At 63.7% G+C, this 19,549-nt stretch carries 13 protein-coding genes and 1 tRNA gene; 7 read left to right on the top strand and 7 right to left on the bottom strand.

The features are described from left to right. Positions 1–20 precede the first annotated feature (20 nt). Positions 21–908 carry a UTP--glucose-1-phosphate uridylyltransferase GalU gene (galU, locus tag AC07Y0_RS02565; protein ID WP_498674232.1) on the bottom strand — a complete coding sequence of 296 codons (888 nt, stop codon included), beginning with the start codon at positions 906–908 and terminating at the stop codon, positions 21–23. A 195-nt stretch (positions 909–1,103) separates the two neighbouring features. On the opposite strand from galU, the gene AC07Y0_RS02560 reads away from it, so the two are divergent. Together AC07Y0_RS02560 and AC07Y0_RS02555 are read left to right on the top strand one after the other, a co-directional pair. After that, a complete protein-coding gene (locus tag AC07Y0_RS02560) occupies positions 1,104–2,315 on the top strand; it encodes a lytic murein transglycosylase (protein WP_498674231.1) in 1,212 nt (403 codons plus the stop codon). A 74-nt stretch (positions 2,316–2,389) separates the two neighbouring features. Next, positions 2,390–3,568 carry an SGNH/GDSL hydrolase family protein gene (locus tag AC07Y0_RS02555; RefSeq protein ID WP_498674229.1) on the top strand — a complete coding sequence of 393 codons (1,179 nt, stop codon included), beginning with the start codon at positions 2,390–2,392 and terminating at the stop codon, positions 3,566–3,568. A gap of 46 nt (positions 3,569–3,614) precedes the next feature. Here AC07Y0_RS02555 and AC07Y0_RS02550 read toward each other — a convergent pair whose 3' ends face one another. Beyond that, the gene (locus AC07Y0_RS02550; RefSeq protein WP_028736553.1) at positions 3,615–5,069 is read right to left on the bottom strand and encodes a glutamate synthase subunit beta; all 1,455 of its coding nucleotides are present in this window, start codon (positions 5,067–5,069) and stop codon (positions 3,615–3,617) included. A gap of 93 nt (positions 5,070–5,162) precedes the next feature. Then, positions 5,163–9,884, bottom strand: coding sequence for a glutamate synthase large subunit (gene gltB, locus AC07Y0_RS02545; protein ID WP_498674227.1), 4,722 nt, complete (start codon positions 9,882–9,884; stop codon positions 5,163–5,165). A 419-nt stretch (positions 9,885–10,303) separates the two neighbouring features. Between gltB and AC07Y0_RS02540 the strand changes: the two genes are divergently transcribed. Next, a complete protein-coding gene (locus AC07Y0_RS02540; RefSeq protein WP_498674225.1) occupies positions 10,304–11,353 on the top strand; it encodes a threonine aldolase family protein in 1,050 nt (349 codons plus the stop codon). Between the two features lie 85 nt (positions 11,354–11,438). Here AC07Y0_RS02540 and AC07Y0_RS02535 read toward each other — a convergent pair whose 3' ends face one another. Next, positions 11,439–11,906 carry an Hsp20 family protein gene (locus tag AC07Y0_RS02535; protein ID WP_454746905.1) on the bottom strand — a complete coding sequence of 156 codons (468 nt, stop codon included), beginning with the start codon at positions 11,904–11,906 and terminating at the stop codon, positions 11,439–11,441. Between the two features lie 389 nt (positions 11,907–12,295). On the opposite strand from AC07Y0_RS02535, the gene AC07Y0_RS02530 reads away from it, so the two are divergent. Further along, positions 12,296–13,285, top strand: a complete 990-nt coding sequence (locus AC07Y0_RS02530) for an alpha/beta fold hydrolase (protein ID WP_498674224.1) — start codon at positions 12,296–12,298, stop codon at positions 13,283–13,285. A gap of 21 nt (positions 13,286–13,306) precedes the next feature. Here the strand turns inward: AC07Y0_RS02530 and hisN are convergent, their stop codons facing one another. Beyond that, positions 13,307–14,083, bottom strand: a complete 777-nt coding sequence (gene hisN, locus AC07Y0_RS02525) for a histidinol-phosphatase (protein ID WP_498674222.1) — start codon at positions 14,081–14,083, stop codon at positions 13,307–13,309. Between the two features lie 268 nt (positions 14,084–14,351). Then, complete coding sequence (locus AC07Y0_RS02520) at positions 14,352–15,227, bottom strand: N-formylglutamate amidohydrolase (RefSeq protein WP_498680164.1); 876 nt, start codon at positions 15,225–15,227, stop codon at positions 14,352–14,354. A 199-nt stretch (positions 15,228–15,426) separates the two neighbouring features. Between AC07Y0_RS02520 and cpdR1 the strand changes: the two genes are divergently transcribed. From cpdR1 to AC07Y0_RS02505, 3 genes are all read left to right on the top strand, one after another. Further along, entirely contained in the window at positions 15,427–15,789 is a 363-nt protein-coding gene (gene cpdR1 / locus AC07Y0_RS02515; protein WP_028736560.1) for a response regulator CpdR1, read from the top strand. 94 nt (positions 15,790–15,883) lie between these two features. Beyond that, positions 15,884–15,958: transfer RNA gene (locus tag AC07Y0_RS02510), tRNA-Val, on the top strand. Positions 15,959–16,295: 337 nt separating this feature from the next. Continuing rightward, positions 16,296–17,849, top strand: a complete 1,554-nt coding sequence (locus AC07Y0_RS02505; protein ID WP_498674220.1) for a D-aminopeptidase — start codon at positions 16,296–16,298, stop codon at positions 17,847–17,849. 159 nt (positions 17,850–18,008) lie between these two features. On the opposite strand, the gene AC07Y0_RS02500 is transcribed toward AC07Y0_RS02505, so the two are convergent. Beyond that, positions 18,009–19,523 (bottom strand): ABC transporter substrate-binding protein, encoded by a 1,515-nt coding sequence (locus tag AC07Y0_RS02500; RefSeq protein ID WP_498674219.1) that lies wholly within the window; start codon positions 19,521–19,523, stop codon positions 18,009–18,011. Between the last annotated feature and the right edge of the window lie 26 nt (positions 19,524–19,549).

Below are 19,549 nucleotides of genomic sequence, written 5' to 3'. Positions count from 1 at the left end.
TGTCTGGCAGGCCGGACGGCCTACTTCAGCGCCGCAAGCAGCGCCTTCAGCGGTTCCTCGATCATCGGGCGGATGTCGGCGCGTTCGATGGCGAAGGAGACATTGGCCAGGATGAAACCGTCCTTGGCGCCGCAGTCGAAGGTCTCGCCCTTGAAGTGGTAGCCGGCGAAGGCCTGGTCCTTGGCGAGCTTGAGCATACCGTCGGTGAGCTGGATCTCGTTACCGGCGCCCCGTTCCTGCGTCTCGAGGATCGCGAAGATCTCGGGCTGCAGGATATAGCGGCCGTTGATGAAGAAGTTGGACGGCGCCGTACCCTTGGCTGGCTTCTCCACCATTTCGGTGATCTCGAAGCCGCCCTCCAGCGTCTTGCCGACGCCAACAATGCCGTATTTGTGCGCCTGGGACGCGTCGCATTCCTCGACGGCGATGATGTTGCCGCCAGTCTTTTCAAAGAGTTCGACCATGCCCTTGAGGCAGCCCTTTTCGCCGCGCATGATCATGTCCGGCAGCAGCAGGGCAAACGGCTCCGCGCCGACGATGTCGCGGGCGCACCACACGGCATGGCCGAGGCCGAGGGGTTCCTGCTGGCGGGTAAAGCTTGCAGAGCCGGCCTTCGGCAGAAGTCCGGAGAGCAGGGTCAGTTCGGCATTCTTGTTGCGCGCCTTGAGCGTCTGCTCCAGTTCGTACTGAATGTCGAAGTAATCCTCGATCACTCCCTTGCCGCGGCCGGTCACGAAGACAAAATGCTCGATGCCCGCCTCAGCGGCCTCATCGACGACGTATTGAATGACCGGTTTGTCGACGACAGTCAGCATTTCCTTCGGAACGGCCTTCGTGGCCGGAAGAAAACGCGTACCGAGACCGGCGACGGGGAAAACGGCTTTTCGGAGTTTATTACGTTGAACCACACATTCCTCCTCGAGGATTCTGCCAGGGCGCCTTCAATACGCACACGCCCACTACTATATATTCACTACCATTTCGCAAAGGTTTCGCGAGGGCCTGTGCGATGGTAAAGACTTTGTTGACGCTGTTGCCTTAACCTAGGGTGAACAGCCTCCAGACCGGCTGGAAAAGAACCGTAACAGAGCGGGGATGTTCCCATGACGAGTAAAAATCGCAAGCTTCTCGGAGCGATTGCCATTTCCATCGCTGCCGGCCTCATGCCGGGAACGGCCTCGGCGGACGCTGGTTTCAAGAAGTGGATCAACGGCTTCTATTCGACTGCGGCCAAGAACGGCATCAGCCAGAAGACCTACAACCAGGCCTTTGCCGGCGTTTCCGAACCGGATCCCTTCGTTCTGGAAAAGGCGCGCTACCAGCCCGAATTCAAGTCGCAGATCTGGGACTATCTGGATTCGCGGGTCAATCCCTACACCGTCCAGGTCGGGCGCGAGATGGCGGCCAAGTATGGCTCGACGCTGGCGGCGCTGGAGCGCCACTTCGGCGTCGACCGCAACATCCTGCTCGCCATCTGGTCGATGGAGTCCAATTACGGCGCCGCGCTCGAAAGCCCGGACCGGCTGCATCACGTGCCCCGCGCGCTGGCGACCCTCGGCTATGCCGACGCCAAACGCTCGAAGTATGCCAAGAACCAGCTGGTCGCGGCGCTGAAGATGCTGCAGAACGGCGACGTCTCCTCCAAGAACCTGATGGGCTCCTGGGCGGGCGCCATGGGCCATACCCAGTTCATCCCTTCGAGCTATCTGCTCTACGCCATCGACGCTGACGGCAACGGCCGCAAGGACATCTGGCATTCGGTGCCGGACGCGCTGGCCACTTCCGCCAACTTGCTCGCCAAGAACGGCTGGCAGACCGGCAAGACCTGGGGCTACGAGATCGTCGTGCCGAAGGGGGGCCACGCCCATGCCGGCAAGACGAAGACGCTTGCCCAATGGGCGGCTCTCGGCTTCGTGCGGCCGAGCGGCAAGGGCTTCAAGAACGGCGCCGAACGGGCCGAGCTGAAGATGCCGGGCGGCGCCAACGGCCCCGGTTTCCTGATGACCAAGAACTTCTTCACCATCAAGCGCTACAACGCCGCCGACAGCTACGCGCTGGCAGTCGGCCTGCTCGCCGACGAGCTCGCCGGCTATGGCGGCATGAAGCAGGGATGGCCGCGGCCCGACGGCAGCCTCGACATCAAGGAGAAGTTCGAGCTGCAGAGCCGCATGCAGGCGCTCGGCTATTATGACGGCAAGATCGACGGCAATTTCGGCTCGGGCTCGAAGGCGGCGATCGCCGCCATCCAGTCGCGGCTCGGCATGGCCGCGGACGGACAACCCTCGAAGGTTCTTCTGGACAAGCTGCGCAATTGACAAGCGCCCATGCCCGCAGCACATATCCGGTGATCTCGCGTGGGTAGGCGAAACGGACAGGGACGGCGAACGGGATGCGGGAGACACGGCAAAACAGGGCCGCTCTAGGCTGGTTGGTTGGCGCGATTGCGCTTGCCTTCCTCGCCGTGTCGGTGCTGGCGACCCGTGTCGAAGCCCAGCAGACCCGCCAGCCCCGCAACCTGATCGAGCTCTTTTTCGGGCAGCGCGAACCGCGCTATCCGGAGCCCCCGCCACCGCGCAAGGTGAAGACGCCGCGCGCGGTGAAGAAGCAGACGAAGAGCGTCACCAGCATCACCACCGCGCCAGCACCGCCGCCGCCGGCCAAGATAGAAAACGCCCGCAAGGTCCTGGTGATCGGCGACTTCGTCGCCGATGGCCTTGCCACCGGGCTGGTGGAGGCCTTCTCGGCCTCCCCTGGCGTCATGATCGACGAGCGCAGCAATGGTTCGTCCGGCCTGGTGCGCACCGATTATTTCGACTGGCAGACCGAGCTGCCGGCCATGATCGCGGAGGTCAAGCCCGCCGTCGTGATCATCGAGATCGGCGCCAATGACCGCCAGCAGATGACGGCGGCGTCCGGCAAGCTGAATTTCCGCACGCCGGAATGGTTCGAGGAATACGAGCGGCGCGTGACCGCGCTCGGCAAGGTCGTCACCGATGCCAAGATCCCCTTGCTGTGGGTCGGCATGCCGGCCTTTCGGCCGCAGAACATGACGGCGGACGCGCTGACGCTCAACGCCGTCTATCGTCGCGCCGTCGAGCGCATCGGCGGCGAGTTCATCGATGTATGGGAAGGCTTCGTCGACCAGGACGGCCGCTTCATCGTCACCGGCTCGGACATCAACGGCCAGCAGGTCCGTCTGCGCGGCTCGGACGGCATCAACCTGACGGCCGCCGGCAAGCGCAAGCTCGCCTTTTATGTCGAGAAGTCCGCCCGCCGTCTGCTCGGCGACATGACGAGCCCCGATCTCGTCCGGCTCGACGCCAGCAACCTGCCCGAACTGCTGAACCTGCCGCCGTCGGAAATGCAGAATCTGGTCAGAACCCAGCCGATCGACCTGTTCGATCCGGAACTCGACGGCGCGACCGAACTGCTCGGCGCGGCGCCCCTGCCCGTCGCCGCAATGCCGACGCCGCGCGACCAGCTGGTCAAGAACGGCACCCTGCCGCCGCCGCCGTCCGGCCGCGTGGACGACGTGCGTATTCTGCAGACCGGCACCATCCAGAAATGAAAAGGGCCGCGAACGCGGCCCCTCCAAGCTTGTTGATCGCAGCCGCTCAGCGCGGCAGCACGCTTGCGCCCATCAGCGCCTCGTCGATCGCCCGCGCTGCCTGACGGCCCTCGCGGATCGCCCAGACCACCAGCGACTGGCCGCGGCGCACGTCGCCCGCCGTCCACAGCTTGTCGACCGAGGTCTTGTAGTCGCGATCGTTGGCGACGACGTTGGTCGAGCCGCGGCGGTCGGTGTTGAGCGTCAGCTTGCCGTCGAGCTCCTTGACGACGCTGTCGTTGAACGGTCCGCGGAAGCCGATGGCGATGAAGGCGAGATCGGCCTTGATGATGAACTCCGAACCGGCGATCGGCTTGCGCTTGTCGTCGACCTGGCAGCACTTCACGCCGGTGAGTACGCCGTCTTCGCCGACGAATTCGAGCGTGCCGACCTGGAACTCGCGGATCGCGCCTTCGGCCTGGCTCGACGAGGTGCGCATCTTGGTCGCCCAGAACGGCCAGATGGCCAGCTTGTCCTCGGTTTCCGGCGGGCGCGGGCGAATGTCGAGCTGGGTAACCTTCACCGCACCCTGGCGGAAGGCAGTCCCGACGCAGTCGGACGCCGTGTCGCCGCCGCCGACGACGACGACATGCTTGCCGCCGGCGAGGATCGGGTCGGACGGCCAGCCGTTGCTGTCGATGTTCTCGCGGCCGACGCGGCGGTTCTGCTGCACGAGATAGGGCATCGCGTCATAGACGCCGTGGAAGTCGACGCCGGGCATGCCGGCCTCGCGCGGGGTTTCCGAGCCGCCGCAATAGAGCACGGCATCGTAGTCCGCCAGAAGCTTCTCGGTCTTGACGTCGACGCCGACATTGACGCCGCAATGGAAGGTGACGTTCTCGCCTTCCATCTGCTCGACGCGGCGATCGATGAAGTTCTTCTCCATCTTGAAGTCCGGAATGCCGTAGCGCAGCAGCCCGCCGGGCTTGGTCTCGCGCTCGTAAACATGCACTTCATGGCCGGCACGGCCGAGCTGCTGGGCAGCGGCCAGCCCGGACGGACCGGAACCGATGATCGCCACCTTCTTGCCGGTGTGCACGGTTGCCGGCTGCGGCACGATGAAGCCGAGTTCATAGGCCTTGTCGGCAATCGCCTGCTCGACCGTCTTGATGGCCACCGGCGTGTCTTCGAGGTTCAGCGTGCAGGCTTCCTCACACGGAGCGGGACAGACGCGGCCGGTGAATTCCGGGAAGTTGTTGGTCGAGTGGAGGTTGCGGATCGCCTCCTCCCACTTGTTGTTGTAGACGAGGTCGTTCCAGTCCGGGATCTGGTTATGCACCGGGCAGCCGGTCGGACCGTGGCAGTAGGGAATGCCACAATCCATGCAGCGCGCCGCCTGCTTGGTAACCTCGGCATCCGACATCGGGATGGTGAATTCGCGGAAGTGACGGATGCGGTCGGACGCCGGCTGGTACTTCATGACCTGCCGGTCGATTTCCATAAAACCTGTAACCTTGCCCATAATCTGGATCCTGCTCAATATCTCGTGGACGGCACACTCTGGTGCCCGAAGGGTGTCCCGCCGCATGACCGGCGAGACGGCTTCGAAAGGCGGTTATTCCGCCGCGACTCCCATGCGCATGCGTTCCATTTCCTCGAGCGCACGGCGATACTCGACCGGCATGACCTTGCGGAATTTCGGACGGAAGCCTGCCCAGTTGTCGAGGATCTGCTTGGCGCGGGCCGAGCCCGTGTAGTGCAGATGGTTCGAGATCAGCTGGTAGAGGCGTTCCTCGTCGTGTCGGGTCATGTCGCCGGAGACGTCGACGCGGCCCTTGTGCATCAGGTCGCCGCCATGGTGGTGCAACTTCTCCAGCATGTCGTCCTCTTCCGGAACCGGCTCGAGTTCGACCATCGCCATGTTGCAGCGCTTGGCGAAATCGCCGCTCTCGTCGAGCACGTAGGCGACACCGCCCGACATGCCGGCCGCGAAGTTGCGGCCGGTTTCGCCAAGCACGACGACGACGCCGCCGGTCATGTATTCGCAGCCATGATCGCCCACGCCCTCGACCACCGCGACGGCGCCCGAGTTGCGCACGGCGAAGCGCTCGCCAGCCACGCCGCGGAAATAGCACTCGCCGGCGATCGCACCGTAGAGAACCGTGTTGCCGACGATGATCGACTCCTCGGCAACGATCTTCGTGTTCTCCGGCGGGCGCACGATGATGCGGCCGCCCGACAGGCCCTTGCCGACATAGTCATTGCCGTCGCCCACCAGATCGAAGGTGATGCCGCGGGCAAGGAAGGCGCCGAAGGACTGGCCGGCCGTGCCGTTCAGCGTCACATGGATCGTGTCGTCCTTCAGGCCCTTGTGGCCGTAGCGTTTGGCAAGCTCACCCGACAGCATGGCGCCGGCCGAACGGTCGACGTTCTTGATGTCGACGTCGAAGACGACCGGCTGCTTGGCCTCGAGAGCCGGCATCGCCTTTTCGATCATCCTGCGGTCGAGCACGTCGTCGATCGGGTGCTTCTGCCGCTCGGTCCAGTAGGTCGCGGGCTTCGGTGCCGGGACCTTGTGGAAGATCTTCGAGAAGTCGAGACCCTTGGCCTTCCAGTGCGCCAGCATCTCCTCCTTTTCGAGCAGTTCGGAGGCACCGATGATCTCGTCGAGCCGGGCAACGCCCAGCGAAGCGAGGATTTCGCGCACTTCCTCGGCGACGAAGAAGAAGTAGTTGACGACGTGCTCCGGCGTACCCTTGAAGCGCTTTCTCAGGACCGGGTCCTGCGTGGCGACGCCGACGGGACACGTGTTGAGGTGGCACTTGCGCATCATGATGCAGCCGGCGGCGATCAGCGGTGCGGTGGCAAAGCCGAACTCGTCCGCCCCGAGCAGCGCGCCGATGATGACGTCGCGGCCGGTCTTCAGGCCGCCGTCGACCTGCAGCGCGATGCGCGAACGCAGGCCGTTGAGCACCAGCGTCTGCTGGGTCTCGGCAAGGCCGATTTCCCAGGGGGAGCCGGCATGCTTCAGCGAGGTGAGCGGCGATGCGCCCGTGCCGCCGTCGAAACCGGCAATAGTGATGTGGTCGGCGCGCGCCTTGGCGACGCCGGCGGCAACCGTGCCGACGCCGACTTCCGAGACGAGCTTGACCGAGATGTCGGCCACCGGGTTGACGTTCTTCAGGTCGAAGATCAGCTGGGCCAGATCCTCGATCGAATAGATGTCGTGGTGCGGCGGCGGCGAGATCAGGCCGACGCCCGGGGTCGAGTGGCGGGTCTTGGCGATCGTCGCATCGACCTTGTGGCCGGGCAGCTGGCCGCCCTCGCCGGGCTTGGCACCCTGCGCGACCTTGATCTGCAGCACGTCGGCATTGACCAGGTACTCGGTGGTGACCCCGAAGCGGCCGGAGGCCACCTGCTTGATCGCCGAGCGTTCCGGGTTCTGGCTGCCATTGGCAAGCGGCAGGTAACGGTCTGCCTCTTCGCCGCCCTCGCCGGTGTTCGACTTGCCGCCGATCCGGTTCATGGCGACGGCAAGCGTCGTATGCGCCTCACGGCTGATCGAGCCGAAGGACATGGCGCCGGTCGAGAAGCGCTTGACGATCTCGGCGGCCGGCTCGACCTCGTCGATCGAGATCGGCTTGCGGCCGAGCGCCTCGGCGCCCTTGATCTTGAACAGGCCGCGGATGGTGTTGAGCCGCAGCGAACTGTCGTTCACCAGCGCGGCAAACTCGCGGTAGCGATCCTGGCTGTTGCCGCGCACCGCATGCTGCAGAGCCGCGATCGAATCCGGGCTCCAGGCATGGTTTTCTCCGCGCATGCGGTAGGCATATTCGCCACCGATGTCGAGCGTGTTGGCCAGAACCGGATCCTTGCCGAAGGCCGCCTTGTGGCGGGCAACGGTTTCCTCGGCGATCTCGGCAAGGCCGATGCCTTCGATGATCGTCGCGGTGCCGAAGAAATACTTTTCCACCAGTTCCGACGACAGGCCGATCGCGTCGAAGATCTGCGCGCCGCAATAGGACTGGTAGGTCGAGATGCCCATCTTGGACATGACCTTGAGGATGCCCTTCCCGACCGCCTTGATGTAGCGATAGACGACTTCGTCTTCCGAGACTTCCTTCGGGAACTCGCCATGCTTGTGCATGTCGAGCAGCGTGTCGAAGGCGAGATACGGGTTGATCGCCTCGGCGCCGTAGCCGGCGAGACAGCAGAAGTGATGGATTTCGCGCGGTTCGCCCGATTCGACGACGAGGCCGACGGAGGTGCGAAGCCCCTTGCGGATCAGGTGATGGTGCACGGCCGCCGTCGCCAGCAGCGCCGGGATGGCGATGCGGTCCGGACCGACCTGGCGGTCGGACAAGACGATGATGTTGTAGCCGCCCTTGACCGCTGCCTCTGCCCGTTCGCAGAGCCGGTCGAGCATGTCCGGCATGCTTTCGGCGCCGCGATCGGCATCATAGGTGAAGTCGAGCGTCTTGGTGTCGAAGCGGTCTTCCGTGTGACCGATCGAGCGGATCTTCTCCAGGTCGCCATTGGTGAGGATCGGCTGGCGCACTTCGAGCCGCTTGGCATGGGCCATGCCGGCATGGTCGAGAATGTTGGGCCGCGGGCCGATGAACGACACGAGGCTCATGACCAGTTCCTCGCGGATCGGATCGATCGGCGGGTTGGTGACCTGGGCGAAGTTCTGCTTGAAATAGGTGTAGAGCAGCTTCGACTTCTGCGACATGGCGGAAATCGGCGTGTCGGTCCCCATCGATCCGATGGCTTCCTGGCCGGTCGTCGCCATCGGCGACATCAAAAGCTTGGTGTCCTCGCTGGTGTAGCCGAACGCCTGCTGGCGATCGAGCAGCGAGACGTCGCGGCGCAGCGCCCGGGGTTCCACCGGCTTCAGGTCCTCGAGGATCAGCTGGGTCCGGTCGAGCCATTCGCGATAGGGATGGCTCTTGTAGAGCTCCGACTTGATCTCCTCGTCGCCGATGATGCGACCCTTTTCCATGTCGATCAGCAGCATCTTGCCCGGCTGCAGACGCCACTTCTTGACGATCGTCTCCTCCGGCACCGGCAGCGTGCCAGCTTCCGAAGCCATGATGATGCGGTCATCCGTGGTGACAATATAGCGGGCCGGACGCAGACCGTTGCGGTCGAGCGTCGCGCCGATCTGCTTGCCGTCGGTGAAGGCCACGGCGGCCGGGCCGTCCCACGGCTCCATGAGCGCCGCGTGATACTCGTAGAACGCCTTGCGCTCCGGGCTCATCGACTGGTTGCCGGCCCAGGCTTCGGGGATCAGCATCATCACGGCCTGTGCCATGGGATAGCCGCCGCGCATGAGGAATTCGAGCGCGTTGTCGAAGCAGGCGGTGTCCGACTGGCCTTCGTAGGAAATCGGCCAGAGCTTGGAAATGTCGCTGCCGAACAGCGGCGACGAGACCGAAGCCTGGCGCGCCGCCATCCAGTTGACGTTGCCGCGCAGCGTGTTGATTTCGCCGTTATGGGCGACCATGCGGTAGGGATGCGCCAGCTTCCACGACGGGAAGGTGTTGGTCGAAAAGCGCTGGTGGACGAGCGCCACGGCGGATTCGAAACGCGGATCGGCGAGGTCCTTGTAATAGGCGCCGACCTGGAAGGCGAGGAACATGCCCTTGTAGACGATCGTCGAGGACGACAGGGACACCGGATAGAAGCCGGTATCCTCGCCCTTGAACTCGTCATAGATGCGGTTGGAGATGACCTTGCGCAGCAGGAACAGCCGGCGCTCGAAGGTCTCCTGCGTCGCGGCATCGCGGCCGGCGCCGATGAAGACCTGGATATGACGCGGCTCGGTCGCGGCGATGTCCGGCGCCTTCGACAGCGAGGAATTGTCGACCGGCACGTCGCGGTAGCCGATCAGAACCTGGCCCTCGGCCTGACAGACCTCGGCGATGATCTTCTTGAAGTGCGCGATCTGCGTCTCGTCCTGCGGGAAGAAGAAATGCCCGACGGCATATTCGCCGGCCTTCGGCAGGGTAATGCTCTGCTTGGCCATTTCCTCGCGGAAGAAGCGGTCCGGGATCTGCACCAGGATGCCGGCGCCGTCGCCCATCAGGGGATCGGCACCGACGGCGCCGCGATGGGTCAGGTTCTCCAGGATGAACAGGCCGTCCTTGACGATCTGGTGCGACTTGTGGCCCTTCATATGGGCGATGAAGCCGACGCCGCAGGCATCGTGCTCGTTCTTCGGATCATAGAGACCCTGTTTGGCGGGAAGACCATAGGTGGCCGCTCGTGCCGCGCGATCTTCGTTCGCTGCGGTGGATGCCTGCACAATCTCTTCGGATGGCGTCATCTTGGTCATTGCCTTCCCTCCATTTGCGTCCCGGAGCCGGGGTTCAGTCCCGCCAGAACCGCTGGCGTCGATGCCGGCGCAGCCGCTGCATTCTGGAGAGAAAAGCTCTCACCATCATGACAAGCGAACCGAACCGGCTCAAGATCATTGAATTAGGTCAATTGTTCTGACCTATTTTCCATTTTTCTATGACAGAAAGCGCATAGCGGCGCAAGGCGGTTCGGCAAAAAATTGACGCCCATCGGAGCCGAAAGTTACAAGTTCAGGCCGCATTGAGTAATTTAATTACTCGGAAGCGAAAAATTCACCCCGGTTGTTGCGCGCACGTATAATTCCACATCGGTCCGCCGCAGAATGGATTGATCGGGCCGTCGAAATCCCTAATCTGCCGATCACCGATTTCACCCTTCGCAAACGGAATCCCTGCCATGTTCTTCGCCTCCGACAATTGGGCCGGCGCCCATCCGAAGATTGCCGAAAGCCTCGCGCGCGAAGCGGCCGGCTATGCCGCCGCTTACGGCACCAGCGACCTCGACCGGCGCATGGAAGAACGCTTCAACGACCTGTTCCAGCGCGAGGTCGCCGTCTTCTTCGTCGGCACCGGCACGGCCGCCAATTCGCTTGCGCTGGCCGCAGTGGCAAAACCCGGTGGCGTCACTTTCTGCCATTCCGAGGCCCATGTCACGGCCGACGAATGCGGCGCGCCGGAATTCCTCACCGGCGCCTGCCGGCTCTTTCCCGTCCATGGCCCCGGCGGCAAGATGGACAAGGACGCGCTGTCCGCCGCCATCGGCCGATACCCGCCGGGTGCCGTGCACCAGGGACGCCCGATGGCCGTCACCATCACCCAGGCGACGGAATCGGGCACGGTCTATTCACTCGACGAAATCGAGGCGATCGGCGCCGTCGCACGCGCCAACAGCCTGCCACTGCACATGGATGGCGCCCGCTTCGCCAATGCACTGGTCGCCCTCGACGCCAGCCCCGCCGACATGACCTGGAAGCGCGGCGTCGACATCCTGTCCTTCGGCGCCACCAAGAACGGCTGCTGGTGCGCCGAGGCGATCATCTTCCTGAAACCCGAACTGGCGAGCGAAATGCCGTTCATCCGCAAGCGCTCGGCCCAGCTCTTCTCCAAGACGCGTTTCATCTCGGCCCAGCTCGAAGCCTATCTCGAGGGCGGGCTCTGGCTCGATCTGGCGCGCAACGCCAATGCCACGGCCGACCGCCTGCGCGCAGGCATCGGCGCGGCATCGAAAAGCCGGCTGGCCTGGAACACCACGACCAACGAGGTCTTTGCGGTCCTCACCAAGGATGCCGCGGCCCTGGCGGAAAGCCGTGGCGCCAAGTTCTACGACTGGCCCGTACCGGCGGAAACGCCGGACCTGCTGCAGGATAACGAGATGCTGATCCGCCTGGTGACGAGCTTCGCCACCACGGAAGACGACGTCGACCGGTTCCTCGACGTTCTGGCCTGACGTCCACTTCTGAGCGACAGCCATGAAAAAGGGCGGCACCCCATGCGGGGAGCCGCCCTTTTCAATTCTAACCGGCGCGCTTGGATCAGGCGACGCGGGCCTCGATTGCCTTCGGTGCGTTGCCGGCCTCGGCGCTGATCGAAATCCGGCGCGGCTTCATGGCTTCCGGAATGTTGCGCAGAAGGTCAATGTGGAGCAGGCCGTTCTTCAGCGAGGCGCTCTGCACTTCCACATGGTCGGCAAGCTGGAAGCGGCGTTCGAATGCGCGCTTGGCGATGCCGCGATAAAGGAATTCGCTCTGCTCGGCCTTGTCTTCCTCGGCCTTCTCGCCCTTCACGGTCAGCACCTGGGCATGGGCCTCGATCGACAGTTCGGACTCATCGAAACCGGCGACCGCCATGGTGATGCGATAGGTGGTCTCGCCCGTACGTTCGATGTTGTAGGGCGGATAGGTCTGGGCCTGTTCCGGCTGGCCGAGACTGTCCAGCATGGTGAACAGACGGTCGAAGCCGACGGTGGAGCGGTAGAGGGGGGAAAAATCGACGTGACGCATGATGTCCTCCTTGAAGCGACGTTTTGCGGTTTTCTCGTCCGGCGCCCCGTGACCGGCGGCGGCGGAATGGATTGCGATCCCGTGATGGCGACCACGAAAAGGAGATGGGAACCGCGCAATTCGAATTCAAGGCCGTCCCAGGTCGATGAATTCAACGTGAACGGACGGTTCAGCGGCAGCTCAAGGCCCTCGCGCTAGAACTCCACCATCGGATGTCTCATCCCGATGGCCGGAAGAAAACGTCCCTTCCCTTTCGGTCGCCTTTCGCCGGAACCGCGCCCGTGTCCCTTGTGCGGTTCCGGCTTTTTTCTTTGACCTCGCCCGGCCTTCGTCCTATCCGGTTGGGTGAAGCGGCGATTGCGCCCGCGCACGATTCGGTGAATGCGAGCATGGACCCCATCCTTCACGCCACTCCCGGCAATCCGATCCCCGGCACCCCCGTTACCGGCTTCTTCACCGGCCATCGCGGCGTCAAGCTGCGTTATGCGGTCTTCCGCGCGGATGCCCCGGTCGCCAAGGGCACTGTGGTCCTGCTGCACGGACGCAACGAGGCGATCGAGAAATATTTCGAGACCATCCGTGACCTGAATGCCCGCGGCCTGTGGGTTGCGACCTTCGACTTCCGCGGCCAGGGCGGCTCGCAGCGCCTGCTGAAAAATCCCCGCAAGGGCCATGTTCACCGCTTTTCCGACTATGTCCGGGATCTCGAACTCTTCATCGAGCATATCGTCCTGCCCGATACCCGCCTGCCCTTCTTCCTGCTGGCGCATTCGACCGGCGGCCTGATCGCGCTGTCGGCCGCGCCGCGTCTGGCGAACCGCATCGACCGCATGGTTCTGCTCGCCCCCTTCGTCGGCCTCGGCGGGCAGAAGCTGTCGCCGAAGAACATCCACCGGATTTCGCGGCTGGCCACCTTCACCGGCCTCGGGCGCATCTGCCTGACCTCGGACGATCCGACGAAACCCTACGACGACAACCCGCTCACCTCCGACCAGCAGCGTTACCAGCGCAATGTCGACATCCTGAAGGCGCATCCGCATCTGGCGCTGGGGCCGCCGACGGCGCGCTGGCTCTACGAGGCGCAGGAAACGATCAGGCAGGTCTCGTCGCCGAAACATCTGGCCTCGATCACCGTGCCCACCGTGATCGTCGCGCCGGGCAACGATCCCATCGTACCCTTCGCCTATCAGGAGAAGTTGTCGCAGTATTTCCGCGCCGCCCAGTTGGTGCCGGTGCCCGGCAGCCGCCACGAGATCCTGCAGGAACGCGACCGCTTCCGCGCCCAGGCGCTCGCCGCCTTCGACGCCTTCGTTCCCGGGGGAGACCCCGAGCCGGAATCCGCCAATGCGCCCGCCCTTCCGGAATTTTCCGAGGACTGACGTGATTTCAGCAAGGGAATCTCAGTTGTCGCGGAGCATTTCGAGAGCCTGCGCGTGGAGCGCGGCGCTCCCCGCAGCCACGATGCAGCCGCCCGCTTCCGGACGTCCGCCGTCCCAGGTGGTGATCTTGCCGCCCGCCTGTTCGATCAGCGGGATCAGCGCGCCGACGTCGTAAGGTTTCAGCACGGTCTCGATGACAAGATCGACGTGGCCGGCCGCCAGAAGCGCATAGGCATAGCAGTCGATGCCGTAGCGGAAGAGCTTCACCCTGTCCTGCACCGCCTGGAACTTGGCGATTTCCGCCCCCTTGAACAGATGCGGCGAGGTCGTGAACAGGATGGCATTCTCGATGCCGCCGCAGTCGCGTGTGCGGATCTGCCGCTCCCCGTCCGGACCGCTGTACCAGGAGCGCTCGCCGTCGGCGAAATAACGCTCGCCGGTGAACGGCTGGTCCATCAACCCCATGACCGAGCGGCCCTTTTCCTGGAAACCGATCAGTGTTCCCCAGACCGGCACGCCGGAGATGAAGGCGCGCGTCCCGTCGATCGGATCGATCACCCAGACATGGTCGCGGTCGGTGCCGATGTCCTCGTGCTCCTCGCCGAGAATGCCGTGCTCGGGATATTCCGCTTCGATCAGCGTGCGGATCGCCGCTTCTGCCGCCTGGTCGCCCTCGGTCACCGGATCGAAGCCGCCATGCTCCTTGTTGGAGATGCTGAGCGGCGAGCGGAACCGCGGCAGGGTTTCAGCCTTGGCGGCTTCGGCGAGACGATTGAAGAAACTGCGGTCGGGACGCATCGGCTTTTCCGCTGGCTGGAAATGGATCGGACTGCGTTCTCTTAAAGCAGTTTCGCCGATTTGCAATCGCCGGAGGCACCGTGGCTCGTCGGCACGAATTGCGTAAAAAAGCGCCGTGCTCAAAAAAGTGACTGCTGGCGTCTTGACGGTTGTGCGCTGCAACAATAATATGACCTTGCAGTCTCCGGACTGTAAATACCCTCCTTGGGTGTTTCCTCCCTAGACTTAGCCGCGCCAATGGCGCGGTTTTTTTTGATCTGCGGAAGATTTACTCGGCGGCGAGCGCCGTATCGCCGGAATAATCGGCAACGAATTCAGCCATTTGCTGCATGAATACGGCGATCGAGCCGGCCAGCGCGCCGAAATCGCCGCGCTTCGCCAGCGTCGTTTCGTCGACATAGAGCGAGCGGTTCACCTCGATCTGCAGCGCATGCAGGCCGCGGGCCGGACGGCCGTAATGCTCGGTGATGAAGCCGCCGGCATAGGGCTTGTTGCGCACGGCGGCGAAGCCCAGCCCTTCGAGAAATTCCTGCGCGGCGTGGGAAAGTTCGGCCGAAGCGCTGGTACCGTAGCGATCGCCGATGATGAAATCGGGCCGGATGCTGCTGCCGGCGACGCGGATATTGCCTGGCATCGAATGGCAGTCGATCAGCACGCCGAAGCCGAATCGCGCATGGGTGCGCGCGATCAGTTTCCGCAGGCAGGCATGGTAGGGCTTGTAGATCGCCTCGATGCGTTCGAGCGCTTCCGCTACCGGCAGCCGCTTGGCGTAGATCTCGACATTCTCGGCGACGATGCGGGGAATGGTGCCGAGCCCGCCGGCGACGCGCACGGAATTGATGTTGGCAAAGGGCGGCACCGCGTCGGAGAACATGCGCGGGTCGAGTTCGTAGGGCTCGCGATTGACGTCGACGAAGGCGCGCGGGAAATGCGCAAGCAGCAAAGGCGCGCCGAAATCCGGCGCTGCACCGAACAGCTCGTCGACATAATGGTCTTCGGATCGGCGTATGGCGAGGCCGTCGAGGCGCGACTGATCGAGGAAGCCGGGGGAGTACCGCCGCCCGCTATGGGGCGAATTGTAGACGAAGGGAATGGACTGCGTTTCCGGCTCGCGCACCTCGAACAGCTCGAAATCGCCTGTCATCCCGTTCACTGTTCCTCTTTTTTACCAAGTCACAACCTTGTTGCGTCGACCATGTTGCCAGTTGCCCCTGCGAAAGTCCATATTGGCGGCAATGGCGATCGAGCCCGGAAAACCGGTTCTTCACCGGATGTTTACTCGACGAGAGCAGACTTTGAAGCCCGAAAGCCTTCCATGGAAATGAGTGAGTAGCGGACCTCCAATGATTCAGAAAATTCTTCTCGCCGAAGACGACAACGACATGCGCCGGTTCCTGGTGAAGGCACTGGAAAAGGCGGGCTACAAGGTGTCCTCCTTCGACAACGGCGCAAGTGCCTATGACCGCCTTCGGGAAGAACCCTTCTCGCTGCTGCTGACCGACATCGTCATGCCCGAAATGGACGGCATCGAGCTGGCGCGCCGCGCCACCGAACTCGATCCCGATCTCAAGGTGATGTTCATCACCGGCTTTGCCGCGGTCGCCCTCAACGCCGACTCGCAGGCTCCGAAGGACGCCAAGGTGCTTTCCAAGCCTTTCCACCTTCGCGACCTCGTCAACGAAGTCAACAAACTCCTTGCTGCGTAAGGGCTTGCCGAAACGCTGTAAAAAACTCTTCATAAAACCCGAAAAAGCCTATTGACGGGCCCAAGGGTTTTGTGGTCTTAAGCCGCCATCGGATGGGCGTGTAGCTCAGCGGGAGAGCACTACGTTGACATCGTAGGGGTCACAGGTTCAATCCCTGTCACGCCCACCATCCTAATTCAAACAAGGGCTTGCCGAATATTCGGCGAGCCCTTGTTGCGTTTTCGGACCTCGTTTGCGCGCCCCTCGCCGGCGAAAACCGAAGCGGCACCCGCGCTCCTCTCGCACGATCCTGGCGACTTCGCGCTCGACGAAACGGCCTCCGACGGGTGCGTGTCCGATCCGGCGCCCCGCCTTCCGGCAGCACCCCACAAGTTCGCGATACCGAGACCGCCAGCCATGCAGATTTCAGGGGGCAGCGCCGATATCGCCCTTGCCTGCGGCAAGCCGATGAAATCTTATCGCCTTCCCACCTTCCGGCTCTTCAACAGGCAAGCGCACGACACATCATGACCAGCATCGATCTCTCCGGCCTCGAACGGGAAATTCACGCCATACCGCTCAAGTCCAAGGGCCCCGGCGGCGTCGTCGGCGTGGTCAAGGACGGCCGGGTGGTCCTGCGGCAGGCCTGGGGCTTCGCGGACCTGAAGAACCGGCGCCCGATGACCACCGAAACCCTGATGCCGATCTGCTCGATCAGCAAGCAGTTCACCTGCGCCGCACTGCTGGATCTCGCCGGGTCGCCGGAAGACCTGGACGCTCGACTGGCCGACGTGCTTCCCGCCCTCGAGGGCCGGCGGCCGAGCGTCGCCGAACTCTGCCACAACCAGTCGGGGCTTCGGGACTACTGGGCATTGACCGTTCTGCATGGCGCCGATGCCGAAGGCCTCTTCCGCCGCGAGGATGCCAAGGAGCTGTTCCGTCGCATGCGCAGCACGCATTTCGAGCCGGGCAGCCGCTATTCCTATTCCAACGGCAATTTCCGCATCCTCTCCGACCTGATCGAGGATCTGGCCGGCCGGCCGCTCGGCGAGGTCTACCGCTCCCGGATTTTCGACCCGGCGGGAATGCCGACCGCCGCCCTGATCGCCGACACGTCCAGGACCGAGACCGTCGGCTACGAGGGCAATGACACGGTCGGGTTCTTCCCGGCGACCAACCGCATCTACTGGACCGGCGATGCCGGGATCTCGGCTTCGCTCGACGACATGCTGGCCTGGGAGAGCTTCATCGACCGCACCCGCGACGAGCCCGACGGGCTCTATTGCCGCCTGTCGACGCCGCAGACCTTCTCCGACGGAAACCCGGCGCCCTACGGCTTCGGCCTGTCGCACGGCAAGGTCGGCGAGATCGCCACGACCGGCCATGGCGGGGCACTGCGCGGCTTCCGCTGCCACCGGCTCCACGCGGCCTCCGAGCGCCTGTCCGTGGTGGCGATGTTCAACCACGAGGCCGACGCCCACGGCACCGCCGTCCGGCTGATGAAGGCGGCCCTCGGGCAAACCGCTGCACCGTCGACCGGCCAGGAAGCCGGCCCCGGCTGGACCGGCCGTTACCTCGATCCGGAAACGGGCCTGCTGGTCACGGTGGCGAAGAGCCATCGCGGCATCAGCCTGCGCTTTGCCGGGGCCTCCGATGCACTGACGCTCGGCGACGACGGCATCGCCCGGTCCGATGCGGTGGAGCTGTCGCGCGATGGCGACGTCGTGCGCATGCGGCGGCCAAGGGAAAATCTCGACGTCTCCGCGACCCGCCTGTCCGGCGATGCGAAGGGCGACATTGCCGGACGCTTCGTTTCGGCGGAGCTGGATGCCGCGCTGGAGATCGTCGCGACGGGCAGCGCATTCTATGGCGCCTGCGACGGTTTCCTCGGCAAGGGCGAGATGATGCCGCTCTATCCCGTCGCCGAAGACGTCTGGATCATGTCCTGCCGCCGCTCGATGGATGCCCCGGCACCCGGAGACTGGACGATCCAGGTGAGGCGAGATGCATCCGGCGCGGTCAGCGGCTTTACGCTCGGATGCTGGCTGGCCCGCAAGATCGAGTACATCAGGACCGCCTGAGAGGCCGCCCACCGTCGCAGCCGCCCGCAGACAAAAAAGCCCGCCGGCCGCGACTGACTTGCAGTCGTGGCAGGCGGGCAGCTGGTCGGGAGTCCGTCTGTTTCCAAACCCTGTCAGTCCGACCGGTGCCGCCCTCATCGGGCAGCACCGGTCGTCAGCTCAGTTCTTGACCGTGTCTTCGAGGAAGAAGCGGCCGAGCGGGTTCTGGTCGAAGTTCTCGATGCCCTTGCGGGTCACGTTGATATAGGGGCTGTAGTAGAGATCGATCCAGTGGACGTCGTCCTTCGCCATCTTCTGGATGTCGACATACATCGCCTCGCGCTTGACCGGGTCCATCTCGATGCGCGCGGCGGCAACCAGGTCCTTCACCTTGTCGTTCTTGTAGCGCGTCATGTAGTTCATGTTGGAGTCATGGCCCAGCACGAAGGTCGTCTTCTGGTCCGGGTCGAGAATGTCGTTGGTCCAGTACATGACCGACAGGTCGTAGTCGCCGGCCACCAGCATGTCCCAGGTCTGGCTCGGATCCATCTTCTGCAGGTTGACGGTGATGCCCGCCTTCAGCAGTTGCTGCTGCAGGAGAACGGCGATCTGTTCGTCGACCTCGTTGCCGGCATTGACCAGGTAGCTGAGCGTCAGGCCGGAAGCGCCGGCCTGTTCCAGCAGGGCCTTGGCCTTGTCGGGATCATAGGGACGCTGCATGTTGTCGGCGAAGTGATAGAGCGCGCCCTTCGGAATGTAGGAGTTGGCGACCTCTCCGAAGCCGAAGGTGACCGCGTCGACCACCGCCTTCTTGTCGATCGCCAGGTCGAGCGCCTCGCGCACTTCCTTCTTGGCCAGCGCACCATGCTCGTGGTTGATCAGGAGGTGATCCTCGCGGGTGGAGGTGTCGAGGTGAACGGTGAGGTTCGAATCCTTCTTGAGCTCCTCGACGCGGGAGAACGGAACGAAGATCGCCGCATCGAGTTCGCCGGCCTGCACGTTCAGCATGCGGGTATTGTCGTCCGGAACGGAGATCCATTCGACGCCGTCGAGACTGACGCGGTCGGCCTGCCAGAAGTTGGGGTTCTTCTCCAGGATGACCCGGTCGCCGCGACGCCATTCCTTGACGACGAAGGCGCCCGAGGAGGCGGTCGGCAGTTCCCCGAAGGCGTCCTCGCCGGCTTCGACCGCCTTCTTCGACAGGATGGAGACATTGGGCAGCGCCAGGGCCGAGAGGAAGGGCGCGGACGGGGTCTTCAGCTTGACGACCAGCGTGCGGTCGTCGGCGGCTTCGGCCGTATCCACCACCTTGTAGGAATCGCTCCACAGCGACCCCTCGTTGTCACGGATACGCAGCAGGCTGTAGGCCGCGTCTTCCGCCGTGATCGGCGAACCGTCGGAGAACTTCGCATCACGGATCTTGAAGGTATAGGTGAGACCGTCGTCGGAGATCGTCCAGCTCTCGGCGAGACCCGGCTCGAGCTTGGTGCCGGTCTTGTCCACCCGGATCAGCACGTCGAAGACGTTGGAAAACACCCAGTTGTCGACGTTCTGCGCCGTCTTGATCGGATCGAAGGTCGTCGAATCCTCACGACGACCGATGGTCAGAACCCCCGCCGCTTCCGCAAGACTGGCGCCCAGGGACAGGGAGGTCATCACCGTGACCAGCCCGATTTTCATCCATTTGTTCTTCATGCTCTTGTTCCCTTTTTTGGTGGTTT

The sequence above is a fragment of the Allorhizobium sp. GW101-3B10 genome (assembly GCF_059424725.1).
This window is presented reverse-complemented; position numbering and strand designations above follow the sequence as displayed.

Excerpts from the sequence above, each read along its gene's own strand:
- AC07Y0_RS02560 (WP_498674231.1), top strand. The coding sequence starts at position 1,104 with ATGACGAGTAAAAATCGCAAGCTTCTCGGAGCGATTGCCATTTCCATC.
- AC07Y0_RS02555 (WP_498674229.1), top strand. The coding sequence starts at position 2,390 with ATGCGGGAGACACGGCAAAACAGGGCCGCTCTAGGCTGGTTGGTTGGC.
- AC07Y0_RS02550 (WP_028736553.1), bottom strand. The coding sequence starts at position 5,069 with ATGGGCAAGGTTACAGGTTTTATGGAAATCGACCGGCAGGTCATGAAG.
- gltB (WP_498674227.1), bottom strand. The coding sequence starts at position 9,884 with ATGACCAAGATGACGCCATCCGAAGAGATTGTGCAGGCATCCACCGCA.
- AC07Y0_RS02540 (WP_498674225.1), top strand. The coding sequence starts at position 10,304 with ATGTTCTTCGCCTCCGACAATTGGGCCGGCGCCCATCCGAAGATTGCC.
- AC07Y0_RS02535 (WP_454746905.1), bottom strand. The coding sequence starts at position 11,906 with ATGCGTCACGTCGATTTTTCCCCCCTCTACCGCTCCACCGTCGGCTTC.
- AC07Y0_RS02530 (WP_498674224.1), top strand. The coding sequence starts at position 12,296 with ATGGACCCCATCCTTCACGCCACTCCCGGCAATCCGATCCCCGGCACC.
- hisN (WP_498674222.1), bottom strand. The coding sequence starts at position 14,083 with ATGCGTCCCGACCGCAGTTTCTTCAATCGTCTCGCCGAAGCCGCCAAG.
- AC07Y0_RS02520 (WP_498680164.1), bottom strand. The coding sequence starts at position 15,227 with ATGACAGGCGATTTCGAGCTGTTCGAGGTGCGCGAGCCGGAAACGCAG.
- cpdR1 (WP_028736560.1), top strand. The coding sequence starts at position 15,427 with ATGATTCAGAAAATTCTTCTCGCCGAAGACGACAACGACATGCGCCGG.
- AC07Y0_RS02505 (WP_498674220.1), top strand. The coding sequence starts at position 16,296 with ATGACCAGCATCGATCTCTCCGGCCTCGAACGGGAAATTCACGCCATA.
- AC07Y0_RS02500 (WP_498674219.1), bottom strand. The coding sequence starts at position 19,523 with ATGAAGAACAAATGGATGAAAATCGGGCTGGTCACGGTGATGACCTCC.